The sequence below is a fragment of the Capnocytophaga sp. oral taxon 329 str. F0087 genome (genome assembly GCF_000213295.2).
Lineage (GTDB): Bacteria > Bacteroidota > Bacteroidia > Flavobacteriales > Flavobacteriaceae > Capnocytophaga > Capnocytophaga leadbetteri_A.
The window spans coordinates 1-13219 of the sequence record NZ_KN390005.1; the positions used below are offsets into that span (position 1 = coordinate 1).

Here is a 13219-nt window from a genome sequence, read left to right on the forward strand (position 1 = left end):
CTGAAGATGACCCTTATAAGCGTGCTACCATTTGGGGCGTGGCTCTTAGCGGTACTTTCGTAAAGATGGACAATCATAATTTTCCTATAGGGAAAGAACTGCCTTCGCAAGTGATGAACTTGGGAGCAACCGTGCTTCACTTACGTCCGTTGAAAGAGCGTTGGTCTATGTTGATGGCTCTGGGTATAGGAAGCTATACCCCTGAAAATAGACTGTCGGCTATCCGCATAGACGAAAATGTTTTGGCTAATGGGGCTTTGGTGTTTATATGGCATTGGAGACCTAACCTTGAAATAGGAGGTGGCGTGGCTCTTAACAACAGTTTTGGTTATCCTATGGTGTTTCCTGCCCTTTATTTGAAATACAAAGGAGGTTTTTCTGATAAATTCACTATAGATATCAATCTACTTGACGGTACGAAAGTAGCTTTTGGTTATGATTATAGCGAAAACCTCAGCTTGAAATTAGTAGCTAATATAGGAGGTTATTCGGCATACCTAAGACGCAACGGACAAAAAGAAATGTTCTCTTCGCAAACTTTTTTTGTAGGATTAGAACCTGAGTTTAAACTGGGTAAGCATATAAGCATTCCGGTGACTTTTGGCGGTAGTTTTATCCGTTCGGGACGTTATAGAGAACGTACCCTCAGTGCGATGTTTGCTTCTGAAGCTAAAAATGAAGACGGTAGTGCGCGCTCGAGTGTATTTTTGCCTGCGTTGTACTTTGCAGCGGGAATCACGATTAAGTAATTGACAATGAGTACTGAGAATCCTAACATATTTTTGAAGAACAACTTCTTTTTGCAGTTTTTTATAGCTGATAGATACCGCATTTATCGGCATATAACTGCTTGTTGCTTATTGCTTCTGTTCTTTCTGACGACCAAAGAATGGGGCGCCTATAAGGGGATTTTTGACCATCTGGACTGGATAGAAAGATGGTTAGTTATCACCATCGCTTTTTACCTAAACCTGTATGTACTCATTCCGCAGTTTTTATTTAGAGGCAAGCTCATTAACTATGCTATCAGTCTTGTGGGCGTACTCTTTGTTTTTCAGGTGCTTACCTACTACCTAAACAGCGTAATATGGAGAGAGTACATCATTAGTGAAGACCTTAAAAAGGCGATGGCTTTGCCTATCCCTACCCTATTTATCTTTTCACTGTTGAGCTTGTTGCCCTTTATAATGACCTCTACTTTCTTAAAAATATTTCAATCGTGGATAAAAAACAACGAAAAGATGCAGGAATTAGAGCGACAAGCCGCCGAGAGTGAACTACAAGCCCTAAAAAGCCAAATACAACCACACTTTTTGTTCAATATGCTCAACAGCATTAATATATTGGTGCATATAGACCCTGAAAAAGCCTCGTATACCCTTGTAAAACTATCTGATTTCCTACGGCATTTGCTCTATCAGTCGCACGAGGAGCGGGTTTTCCTTTTGTCGGAACTGCGTTTTTTAAACGATTATCTCTCTTTGGAAGCAATGCGTCGTGATGATTTTACTTATGAGCTTACATACAATGAAAAGAATCTACAAGGGATACAACTTCCTCCTAACATATTGCTGATATTAGCAGAAAATGCTGTAAAACACAGTACTGATAGCCTTGCCCCTACGTATATCTATATGAAATGTGAAAATAAAGAGGGTTGGTTGCACTTTTCGGTGCGCAATTCGGTACCTTCAGAGCCTCATCGCAAACACAAGTGTAGTGGAATAGGCTTACCCAACCTAAATCGGCGATTGGAACTGCTCTATGGAGACCATTTTGAGCTTTCGCAAGAAGCTTTAGCCCAAGAATATATAGTAACTTTAGCTTTGCAACTATGAATTGTTTGATAGTAGATGATGAACCTTTGGCACGTATTGGTATGGAGCGCCTTATTAGGCAGTATAGCCAGTTAAAGCTCTTGGGTTCGTTTAAAAATACAGCGGGCATAGCGGACTTTCTGAAGAAAAACGAAGTACATTTACTTTTTTTAGATATAGAGATGCCAGGGGTAAACGGCTTGGAGTTCGCTAGAACCTTGCCCGAACAGACTTTGGTGATATTTACCACCGCCTACAGCCAGTATGCTTTAGATAGCTACGAGGTAGATGCACTGGACTATTTGGTAAAGCCTATCACCCCTGAACGTTTTAAGAAAGCTGTTGCCAAAGCTGAGAGTTACCACCAATTGCTCACTCAGCAGAAAACAGATTTTGAGTCTACTGACACACAATATATTAACATTCGTGCTAACAGGCGGAATTACCGCATCGCTCACAGTGATATCCTCTATATAGAGGCACTGAAAGACTACGTAATTATCCACACTTTTACCGATAAATACATTACGTGGATTAACCTTAAGAATATACACAGCCAACTACCTTCTGCGTTATTTGTACGCGTTAATAAGAGTTGCGTGGTGAATGTACAGCACATCAGTTCGTACACCCACCAATTTGTTTGCATTGGTGAGACCGAAATTCCTATTGGTAGGGCGTATGAGGTAATTAGCAAATTTGGGAATTAGCAAAAAAATTATCATTGATTGATTGCTATATGTCATTATTTTACTATTTTTGCCCCCAATATGAGATTTTTCACCTTCATACTTAGCTTATATCTGTTGGCACTCACTGGGCTGCCCTGTACGGATATGCTTGAAGGTGAGGAGTCTTCAGCTTCTTATGAATTTGTAACAGCCCCAACTGGGGAACACTCTCATTTTCATTTGGATATCTGTTCACCTTTCTGCATTTGCACTTGCTGCCAAATGGTAATCAGCACGCCCACTACTTATGAGGCCTTAACCATTGCTCAAGCCACCGCAACCATTCCCTCCTATAGCTATCCCCTGACCGTATGGTCTTCGAACTACTATGGGAATATCTGGACTCCTCCCAAGATATAGTCTTTTCTTTCTTCATCTCAAGTGATTGTTCATTAGTCATCTCACCCATCATTAGTCATTAACTAATCATTAATTCTTATTAGAAATGTTAGACAAAATCATACTATTTAGCATCAAAAATAAGCTATTTGTAGGATTCATGACCCTTATGCTTATTTTTTGGGGCGTATGGAGTGCTACAAGGCTCCCCATTGATGCCGTTCCAGATATTACTAACAACCAAGTACAAATCATCACCTCTACCCCTACTTTGGCCTCACAAGAGGTAGAGCAACTGGTTACTTTTCCTATTGAGCAAGCCATCGCCAATATTCCTGGGCTGGAGGAAACACGCAGTATTTCTCGCTTTGGCCTCTCGGTCATCACAGCCGTCTTTAGCGAGGATATGGACATCTACTTTGCCCGCCAGCTAGTCAATGAAAAGCTCAAGGAGGCACAGGAACAAATCCCTCAAGGCATAGGCTCGCCCGAACTCTCACCCGTGAGTACCGGACTGGGGGAGGTATATCAGTATATCATTCGCCCTACGGAACAGAGCAAAAACAAATATTCCGCCAAAGACCTCCGCACCATGCAGGACTGGATCGTGGCTCGCCAACTCTATGGTACCAAAGGAATAGCCGAAATCAACAGCTTTGGAGGCGAACTCAAGCAGTATGAGGTGGTTATAGACCCCGATCGCCTCCGTGCCATGGGGGTGAGTGTCAGTGATATTTTCACTGCTTTGGAGCAGAACAACCAAAATACAGGAGGTGCCTATATCGACAAGCGCCCCAATGCCTACTTTATCCGAGGAATAGGCATGGCTCGCTCCCTTGAAGACATAGGCAATATAGCCGTAGGCAAGCACACCCCTCCCCTCTTTATCAAGCATGTAGCCGAGGTACGCTTAGGGAGTGCCATTCGTTATGGAGCTCTTACCTACAATGGCGAAGTAGATGCCGTTGGGGGCGTGGTGATGATGCTCAAAGGTGAAAACAGCCACGAGGTAGTTAGCCGTATTAAAGAAAAACTACCCACTATACAACAATCCTTGCCTGACGATGTAGTAATAGAACCTTTCTTAGACCGCACCGACCTAGTGCAACGCGCTATTCACACGGTAGAGAAAAACCTCTTAGAGGGGGCACTGATTGTCATCTTCGTTTTGGTACTCTTCTTAGGCAACTTGAGAGCAGGACTGATTGTAGCTACTGCCATTCCACTTTCTTTGCTCTTTGCCTTAGGAATGATGAACCTCTTTGGGGTAAGTGCGAACCTGATGAGCTTGGGGGCAATAGACTTCGGAATTATCGTTGATGGGTCGGTTATTGTGGTAGAAGCAGTGATGCACCATTTAGCTATCCGTAAAAACCGACAACCACTTACCCAAGCGCAAATGGACGATGAAGTGTATCATTCTGCGTCCAAGATACGCAGTAGTGCTGCCTTTGGCGAGATTATTATCTTGATGGTATATATCCCAATCCTCACCTTGGTAGGGGTAGAGGGCAAGATGTTCCGCCCTATGGCACAGACTGTAGTCTTCGCTATCTCAGGGGCGTTGATTCTTTCTCTTACCTATATCCCTGCCATGAGTGCTTTGCTCTTGCCTAAAAAGGTGAGTGACAAGCGTAGTTTTGCCGAGAGAATGATAGCGTGGCTCTACCGTCACTACCAACCGCTCTTTGTCCGTTCTATCCGCCTTAGGGGATGGATAATAGGCAGTACCGTGGTACTGTTCGTTCTTGCGGTAGGCATTTTCAGCCGTATGGGAGGTGAGTTTATTCCACAACTACAAGAAGGCGATTTTGTTTTTGAATGTATTCTGCCACCGGGCACTTCCCTGAAGCAGAGCTTGGAGACTTCCATGCAGGCCTCTCGCCTGATTCGTGAGTTCGACGAGGTGAAAATGGTGATAGGCAAAACAGGTTCTGCCGAAATACCTACCGACCCTATGCCGCTGGAAGCCTCCGATATTGTGATCGTACTCAAGAGCCAAGACCAATGGAAAAGTGGTCGCTCCTATGAGGAATTAGGAGATGCCATCATTGAGCGGCTCAAGGATATTCCTGGGGTCTTTTTTGAGAAAAGCCAGCCTATACAAATGCGTTTCAACGAATTGATGACAGGTGTCAGACAGGATGTAACGATAAAAATCTTTGGAGAAAACATGGATACCCTCGCCCACTACGCCCAAAGAGTAAGCCAACTTATCCAGAAAACAGAAGGTGCTACCGCCCCACAGGTCGAAAAAGTAAGCGGACTTCTGCAAATCAATGTTACTTACGACCGTGTGCGTTTGGCCAACTACGGACTTTCGGTGCAAGAGGTCAATGAGGTACTCAGTACCGCCTTTGCTGGTAAGAAGGCTGGGGTTGTCTTCGAGAACGAACGAAGGTTCGACCTTGTGGTACGCCTCGATAGCCTCCATCGTACCGGAATTGACGATGTACAGCATATGATGGTAGCTACCGAAAATGGGCAGGTGCCGATGAGCCAATTGGCCACTATCAAATATGAATTAGGCCCCGCACAAGTAAGCCGTGAAGCAGGCAAGCGCCGTATCGTCATTGGCTTCAACGTGCAAGGGCGCGATGTGCAGAGTGTGGTGAGTGATATAGAACAAAAATTAAAGGGCGTAAAGCTCCCTACGGGCTATTACTTTACCTATGGCGGTCAGTTTGAGAACCTACAACAAGCCACCGACCGACTGCTCATAGCCGTGCCTGTAGCCCTACTTTTAATATTTTTCTTGTTATACCTTACTTTCCACTCTATAAAACAATCATTGCTCATCTTTAGCGCTATCCCGATGAGTGCCATTGGGGGCGTATTTGCCTTGCTTCTTCGGGGAATGCCTTTTAGTATTAGTGCGGGTATTGGTTTTATCGCGCTCTTTGGGGTAGCAGTGCTCAACGGTATAGTGCTTATTGGCACTTTCAACCAGCTGAAAAAAGAAGGAATGACCAACCTTTTGCATCGCGTGATTACGGGTACCGAAATGCGTTTACGCCCTGTGCTAATGACGGCTATGGTGGCGAGCTTAGGTTTCCTACCTATGGCACTCAGTCAAGGAGCAGGAGCAGAAGTACAACGCCCCTTAGCTACAGTGGTTATTGGGGGGTTAGTATCGGCTACCTTCCTCACCCTCTTTGTGCTTCCGTTGCTTTACATCGCTTTCAATAGTACCTTTTCTTGGCGCCGTCCTTCAGCTAAAGTACTCACGATAGCCCTATTGCTTATCAGTCCTATAGCGCTACACGCTCAGCAGTCTTACTCGCTACAAGAAATAGAGCAAATAGCCCTTAAGAACAATGGAGTGATTAAGGCAGCACAACTCAAGCTACAAGGAGCAAGTGCTAAAGAGCGAACCTCTTTTGAATTGGCTAAAACAGACTTTACAGGGCAATACGGGCAGTACAGCAGTGCTGAAAAAGACCTTTCAGTAGGTGTATCACAATCTATTCCTTTGCCTACAGTATTTGCTGCTCGCAAAAAGCTCTATCAAGCAGAGACACAATTACAACAAGGGCAATTAGCCCTTCAGCAGAATGAACTGAAGCGGCAAGTGCGCAACGCATATCAGCAATTGCAATATTTGACTTTTAAAGAGGAACAGCTCTTGCAGCTTGATAGTCTCTACAATAATTTTATTCGCATTGCTGAAGTACGCTATAAAGCAGGGGATACCAAGAAGATAGATATTAACACTGCCCAAGTGAAGAAAGGAGAAATAAGTTTGTTACTTCAACAGAACAAAACTATACAACAAGCTACCTATCGCAACTTGCGTACGTTAATGCAAACAGAAGAAGCATTTACCATTACCAAGTCGCCCGTGTATGAGCCTTTGTTACTCAGTGAGCCTTCGGATGTACAACTCTCTCAGCACCCTTTGGTACAACTCAGCTATCAAGAAGCAAACATAGCTGAGCACAACAAACGTCTAGAGTGTGCCCAAGCCCTGCCCGACCTTACATTGGGCTATACCAATCAGTCTCTTATAGGAATGCAAACCATTGGAGGGGTAGAGACCTATACTGATAGAAGTAAACGTTTTCACTTTGCCACCATAGGGCTTTCAGTTCCTATTTTTACCGCTACCCGTGCCAAGGTGAAAGCTTATAAATATCAGAAAGAAGCAGCTATAGAAGCAGCTCAACAAACAGAAAAACAGCTTAAAACTCAATGGATAAATCTGCAAGAGGAATACCAACTGAATTTGCAAAAATATCAGTTTTACAAACAAGAAGCGCTACCTGAAGCCGAGCGCATTATCCGAGCCAATCAGTTAGGGTATAGCGCAGGTGAAATAAGCTATGTGGAGTACCTTTACACCCTACAGACAGCCGTAGATACCCGCTTGGCATACCTTGAGAGTATCGAGGCGCTTAATCAAAAAGTAATAGAAATACAATCCCTTTTAAACCAGTAAAACAAATGAAAAAATATGGTATAAAAATCGCTTTTATCCTTATAGGAATTAGTCTATCAGCCTGCAATGGCACTCCTACAACTACCAATAATCAAAAGCTCGAAGAGCGCGAAGAACACCACGAAGAAGGAGGCAACCTGACCACCCTTACCCAAGTTCAAATCCAAACTGTAGATATTCGTTTGGGACATATAGAAGAAAAAGCTCTTGCCGCTACCCTCAAAGCCAATGGAATACTGAGCATGCCTGCCGACCATCAGGCGAAGGTATCGACTGTATATGCGGGGATTATCAAGAGCGTAAAGGTAGAAATAGGCAGTTATGTGCAAAAAGGGCAGGTAATTGCCACCATATCCAATCCCGATTTTCTACAACAGCAACAGCGCTTGCTCACCGTAAATAGCCAAATCGAACTTGCCCAGCAAGAGCTTGACCGCCAGCAGATCCTCTACGAAGGCAATGCCGGTACGGGTAAGAACTTACAAGCGGCCACTACCCAACTACGTACCTTACGCACTGAAAAAGCAGCCCTCGAAGAGCAAATACGCCTAATGGGCTTAAACCCTCAAACACTCACCGATAAGGGAATGCAATCTACTTTGGCGATAGTGGCTCCTATTAGTGGGAATATCAGTGCGGTATATACTAACAAAGGGGCTTATATAGATGCCTCCACCCCTATTGTGGAAATCATCGACAACAGTTCGCTACACCTGCACTTGCAAGTGTATGAGCGTGACTTGCCTTACATTAAGGTAGGACAACAAGTGCACTTCAACCCTACCAATAACACCTCTCGCGAATATGATGCCCAAGTGTATAACATTGCGGCTTCGTTTGAAAACGAAAGCAAAAGCATCATTGTACATTGCCACGTAGAGGGTGACAAACAAGGGCTCATCAATGGAATGAATGTAACAGGGGTTATCAGTCTTGACAAACAAACGACCCCTGCTGTACCTAACGAGGCTATCGTAGAGGATGCTGGTAAATCCTACATTTTTCTGGTAACCCAAACTTCGGATAAAGAAACCTCTTTTGAGAAAGTGGAGGTAGTAAAAGGAGCTTCCGAAAGTGGCTATACCGCTATCGCCCCAGTAAAACCGATCGCCCCCGAGCAAACAATCGCTACCAAAGGCGCCTTTTTTATCAATGCTACCTTGGTCAATAGCGGCGAACACGAAGACTAAACTAATGAACATCTTGACAGATCTTATTTCTCTTCTTCGTGAGGAAGCGCCGTTCTTCCTGCACCTCACTGCTGAGCATTTGCTTATCTCGCTCTTGGCAATTGTTATCGCAACGTTTATAGGGGTGCTATTGGGAATCTTTATCAGCGAGTACCGCAAGTATGCCGTTTGGCTCTTAGGGGCTGTGAATGTGCTCTATACTATCCCCTCTATCGCTTTATTGGGTTTCTTTATCACTATTACGGGGGTAGGGAACCTCACGGCTCTTATTGCTCTAATACTCTATGCTTTACTGCCTATTATCCGCAGTACTTATACGGGTATTACCCAAATCAATCCGCTGATTGTAGAAGCTGCAGAGGCAATGGGTAGCACCCGCAGGCAACTGCTTTGGAAAATCAAACTTTCTTTAGCCCTGCCTGTACTGATGTCGGGCATTCGGAATATGGTAACGATGACCATTGCGCTCGCTGGTATCGCCTCGTTTGTAGGTGCTGGGGGCTTGGGGGTGGCTATCTACAGAGGTATCACTACCAATAACAGTGCGATGACCCTCATAGGCAGTGTGCTGATTGCGCTCTTGGCTTTAGGTTTTGATTTTCTTTTGGCAAAAGTAGAGCAACGATTGGTGCACCGTGAAGTTGCCTATAAGCGCAATCCACTAAAGCTGGTAGGGATAGGCATTTTGGCACTGCTCATCACTCTCTTCTTTGTGCTTTCACCTAAGAAAACAAAAGATATACATATCGCTACCAAACCGATGACTGAGAGCTATTTGCTGGGGCAGATGCTTTCTTTGCTTATTGAACAAGACACGGGGCTTTCGGTGCGACTGACCAATGGTGTAGGGGGTGGCACCTCTAACATTCACCCTGCCATAGCGCGTGGAGACTTTGATATGTACCCCGAGTACACCGGTACTGCGTGGGAAGCAGTACTCAAACGCAAAGACCCTTACAACGAGAACAAGTTCGCCGACTTAGAAACTGCCTATAAAAAGCAATACGGATTGGAATGGGCTAACCTATATGGCTTCAACAATACTTATAGCTTGGCAGTTAGCAAGGAAATGGCTCAAAAATACCAGCTTAAAACTTTTACTGACTTGGCTAAGGTGAGCGAGCGACTTATCTTTGGGGCTGAATACGACTTCTTTGAGCGAGAAGACGGTTACAAAGCACTACAAGAGGTATATGGGATGCACTTTAGAAAGGTACTCGATATGGATATCGGACTGAAATACCAAGCGATGCGTGATAAAAAGATTGACGCTATGGTGGTTTTCACTACCGATGGACAGCTATCGGTAAGTGAGGTGGTGGTACTGCAAGACGACCGTAATATGTACCCCTCCTACAAGGCAGGCACGGTGGTACGCACCGAGCTACTGACCACCTACCCCACCCTGCGCACTACTTTGACAAAGCTGAACCAGCTAATAGACGATAGCACGATGGCACACCTCAACTTCTTAGTAGAAACCGAGAGAAAACGACCTGAAGAAGTAGCTAAAAACTACCTGCTACAAAAAGGACTTTTACACCCACAACAATGATAACATTCACCCACATATACAAAAGCTATAACGGTAAGGAAATCATCTCCGATTTCAACCTCACTATTGAAAGCGGTACTTTCCTCACCATCATAGGCACTTCGGGCTCTGGTAAAACTACTGTGCTGAAGATGATTAACGGGCTGGTATTGCCTGACAAAGGGGAGATACGTATTGACGGCAAAAATATTGCCAACGAAAACCTCATTGCCTTACGCCGCAACATAGGTTATGTAATCCAAGGTAATATTCTCTTTCCGCACCTGAGCGTGGCAGAGAACATAGCCTATGTGCTTGTTCTAAAGAATTATCATAAAAGCGACATCAGCCGTATTGTTGCTGAAAAACTACGGTTAGTAAACCTCGCTCCTGAACTGGCTAAGCGTTTTCCGCACGAGCTATCAGGAGGACAACAACAACGGGTGGGGATTGCAAGAGCCTTAGCTGCTAATCCTAACATCATACTAATGGACGAGCCATTTGGAGCGTTAGACAGCATCACCCGCAAGCAGCTACAGCGCGAGCTAAAAGCATTGCATCAGCTTTCAGGGGCTACTATCGTATTTGTTACTCACGACATAGCCGAAGCCTTAACACTGGGTACCAAAGTATTGGTGTTGGACAAGGGTGTTATTCAGCAATACGACACCCCCGAAATGATTAAAAGCAATCCTGCTAATGATTTTGTAAGACAATTGGTTCATTAATAATTTATAAAAATGAAAGCTATCGTTATCCATCAAGCGGGCGATGCCCAGCAGTTACAAATAGAAGTGTAAATGCCGAAAAGATTACTCAGTTATTTGCTTATATTGACGAACACGATGTACCCGTTGCTCCCGAAAAAGTATTTGCCTTAGAAGAAATAGTTACTGCTCACCAGTATGTTGAAAGCAGTGCAGGTTATGGTAAGGTGGTGGTACGCATTAGCTAATTTGCTAATTATTTATATCTTTGCAATCAATAAACTACTTTGATAAAATGAATACTTTCGCAGCCTTAGACTTTGAAACCGCCAACCAATACCGCAGCAGTGTATGCAGTATCGGACTTGTTTTTACTGTATTTTGATTTAAAGCAACATCACCACGCCTTAGCCGATGCCGAGGCTTGTGCACATATTGCTTTAGAACTTTTTAAGATAGATGATGATAGTTATTGATATAGTAACTTATTCAATTTCCTCAAAATACCTATCTAAATGGCATCCTATTTCCATATCTTCATCTGAAGAATTTCGTAAAACTATATATCTATAAGATTTCTCCGCATTAACGAATACAAAATTTTGTTCGCCATAGTAAGCTTGGTAGCCCTCATCTGCTAACAGCCAAACCTCACCCTTTTTAAAGTTGAAAATATCATTTTTCACTCGATAGCTCTTTCCTACTTGCAGTTCCATAATATGTTTTTTAAGGACAAAGATAATAATTAATTCAACTTGCTAACTTACCTATTAGTAAAAAAAGCTATCAGTAGGGGGATTTTCTATATCAATACCTTTAAAAATATTTATAAAATAACTTATAATAAGTTTGCTTATTATATAAATATATATTACCTTTGCGCCCAAATTACAAAATATATGAAAGTTTTAATTATCAATGGACATCCTACTATGGAGACGTCTAACGCCAATAAGGCTATTTTAGAAGAAGTAAAACGCTTGCTCCCTGAGGCTGAAGTAAGTAACTTGCAAGCTCTCTACCCTAACTATCAAATTGATGTAACTGCCGAACAAGCTAAACTTGTAAAAGCAGATGTAATAGTATGGCAATTCCCTGTGAATTGGTATTCGCTTCCTGCTTTACTAAAAAAATGGTTAGACAACGTATTTTCACACGGCTTTGCTTATGGTGACAATAAGCTGATGGGTAAGAAACTCATCCTTTCTTTCACCACCGGAGCACCTGAAGAGGCTTACCAACACGGTGGCGCACAGAACTATCCGTTTACCGATTTTCTCAACATTCACCGCCAAACTGCCAATCATTGCAAATTGCTATTCCAAGAGCCTGTCATCTCTTACGGAATGAAATATATTCCAGAGGTAATGCCCAAAGAAGCATTTACAACCTTGCAACAAAGAGCCAAAGAGCACGCCGCTCAATTGGTTGCAAAAATCAAAGAATTAAACTAAGTTTGCAATTGATAAAAATCGCCGTGTGGCAGTGTGTCACACGGTTTTTATTCTATTTATAAATGAAAAACAGACCTATCAAATATTGGATTGTAGTGGCAAGCAAAGACCACGTACAAATGGGCGTTGCGGGAGGCTTTGCCCAAGCCTGCCACGGAAAGGCACAGCCTTTGAAACGTATGCAGGAGGGAGACGGCATTCTCTATTACTCTTCCAAACGCTATTTCGGAAAAGAAGACAAATGCCAAGCCTTCACGGCTATTGGCAGAGTGAAAGACGAGGAAGTTTATGCCTTTCAGATGAGTGAAAATTTCTGTCCGTTTAGGAGAAATATTACTTTTGTAGACTGCGAAGAAACGCCCATAGCCGACCTTATCGAGCTATTGGACTTTATCCCCAACAAAAAGGCGTGGGGATATCCTTTTCGCTTTGGTATTTTGGAAATATCCGAGAACGATTTTAAACTTATAGCTTCTAAAATGTTACACAATGACCTCTCAGCATTCAATTTTTAGTTTAAGAGCCGAAGAAAGCTCAGGGCTTTTACTTTGGCAGGTAAGTATGTTATGGCAACGAGGAATCAAAAAAGTGTTGCAACCTTTCGACCTCACACACCCCCAGTTTGTACTCTTGGCGAGCGCACAGTGGTTAGCCCAACAAGGAAAGGAAATCACACAGGTATCTTTGGCAAATTTCACCAAGATAGACCCAATGACTACCTCGCAAGTGGTGCGCACTTTGCAGAGCAAAGACCTCATTACAAGGGAAGAACACAAGACCGACACCCGCGCCAAAGTAGTTGCTATCACCGATAAAGGTGCCGAACTCATCGCGCAAGCCGTCGCTAAGGTCGAGGCTTTCGACGATGAATTTTTCAGTATTTTGGCAACCGAACAGCCCTCGTTCAACGCTCAACTGCACAAACTTTTGATGAATTAGCAGAATCGTTTTGCTCCTTGCTATCCTTATGTATGGTTTTCATATAGGTATTAATGAAGTGAATGCTTTG

Annotated in this window: 14 protein-coding genes; 13 read left to right on the plus strand and 1 reads right to left on the minus strand. The window is 43.5% G+C overall.

The annotated features are described in order from the left end of the window. The 10 genes from HMPREF9074_RS06210 to HMPREF9074_RS11885 all read left to right on the plus strand — a co-directional run. Window positions 1–749 (plus strand): DUF6268 family outer membrane beta-barrel protein (locus HMPREF9074_RS06210; protein WP_034540026.1); only part of this gene is annotated, 749 nt, incomplete at its 5' end. A 6-nt stretch (window positions 750–755) separates the two neighbouring features. Further along, window positions 756–1838, plus strand: a complete 1083-nt coding sequence (locus tag HMPREF9074_RS06215; RefSeq protein WP_009392684.1) for a sensor histidine kinase — start codon at window positions 756–758, stop codon at window positions 1836–1838. Beyond that, window positions 1835–2527, plus strand: coding sequence for a LytR/AlgR family response regulator transcription factor (locus HMPREF9074_RS06220; protein ID WP_009392687.1), 693 nt, complete (start codon window positions 1835–1837; stop codon window positions 2525–2527). The genes HMPREF9074_RS06215 and HMPREF9074_RS06220 overlap by 4 nt, the downstream gene beginning before the upstream one ends. A 60-nt stretch (window positions 2528–2587) precedes the next feature. Next, window positions 2588–2908, plus strand: coding sequence for a DUF6660 family protein (locus tag HMPREF9074_RS12825; RefSeq protein ID WP_084063424.1), 321 nt, complete (start codon window positions 2588–2590; stop codon window positions 2906–2908). A gap of 85 nt (window positions 2909–2993) precedes the next feature. Further along, window positions 2994–7325, plus strand: a complete 4332-nt coding sequence (locus HMPREF9074_RS06225) for a CusA/CzcA family heavy metal efflux RND transporter (protein WP_009392691.1) — start codon at window positions 2994–2996, stop codon at window positions 7323–7325. A gap of 5 nt (window positions 7326–7330) precedes the next feature. Continuing rightward, the gene (locus tag HMPREF9074_RS06230; RefSeq protein ID WP_009392693.1) at window positions 7331–8515 is read left to right on the plus strand and encodes an efflux RND transporter periplasmic adaptor subunit; all 1185 of its coding nucleotides are present in this window, start codon (window positions 7331–7333) and stop codon (window positions 8513–8515) included. Between the two features lie 4 nt (window positions 8516–8519). Next, window positions 8520–10070 (plus strand): ABC transporter permease/substrate-binding protein, encoded by a 1551-nt coding sequence (locus HMPREF9074_RS06235; protein WP_369700496.1) that lies wholly within the window; start codon window positions 8520–8522, stop codon window positions 10068–10070. After that, on the plus strand, window positions 10067–10777 hold the full coding sequence (locus HMPREF9074_RS06240; protein WP_009392697.1) for an ATP-binding cassette domain-containing protein: 711 nt from the start codon (window positions 10067–10069) through the stop codon (window positions 10775–10777). Before HMPREF9074_RS06235 ends, HMPREF9074_RS06240 begins: the two co-directional genes overlap by 4 nt. Before the next feature lie 2 nt (window positions 10778–10779). Next, a complete protein-coding gene (locus HMPREF9074_RS12795) occupies window positions 10780–11004 on the plus strand; it encodes a zinc-binding dehydrogenase (protein WP_255359606.1) in 225 nt (74 codons plus the stop codon). A 72-nt stretch (window positions 11005–11076) separates the two neighbouring features. Next, window positions 11077–11232, plus strand: coding sequence for a hypothetical protein (locus HMPREF9074_RS11885; RefSeq protein WP_231121893.1), 156 nt, complete (start codon window positions 11077–11079; stop codon window positions 11230–11232). Window positions 11233–11241: 9 nt separating this feature from the next. Here the strand turns inward: HMPREF9074_RS11885 and HMPREF9074_RS06245 are convergent, their stop codons facing one another. Next, complete coding sequence (locus HMPREF9074_RS06245) at window positions 11242–11472, minus strand: phosphohydrolase (RefSeq protein ID WP_009392705.1); 231 nt, start codon at window positions 11470–11472, stop codon at window positions 11242–11244. A 183-nt stretch (window positions 11473–11655) separates the two neighbouring features. Here HMPREF9074_RS06245 and HMPREF9074_RS06250 point away from each other — a divergent pair, with 183 nt between their 5' ends. The 3 genes from HMPREF9074_RS06250 (at window position 11656) to HMPREF9074_RS06260 (ending at window position 13149) form a co-directional block, all read left to right on the plus strand. After that, complete coding sequence (locus HMPREF9074_RS06250; protein WP_034540035.1) at window positions 11656–12210, plus strand: NAD(P)H-dependent oxidoreductase; 555 nt, start codon at window positions 11656–11658, stop codon at window positions 12208–12210. A gap of 62 nt (window positions 12211–12272) precedes the next feature. Further along, window positions 12273–12725, plus strand: coding sequence for an EVE domain-containing protein (locus tag HMPREF9074_RS06255; RefSeq protein ID WP_009392707.1), 453 nt, complete (start codon window positions 12273–12275; stop codon window positions 12723–12725). Continuing rightward, on the plus strand, window positions 12700–13149 hold the full coding sequence (locus HMPREF9074_RS06260; protein ID WP_034540029.1) for a MarR family winged helix-turn-helix transcriptional regulator: 450 nt from the start codon (window positions 12700–12702) through the stop codon (window positions 13147–13149). The genes HMPREF9074_RS06255 and HMPREF9074_RS06260 overlap by 26 nt, the downstream gene beginning before the upstream one ends. Window positions 13150–13219: the final 70 nt, after the last annotated feature.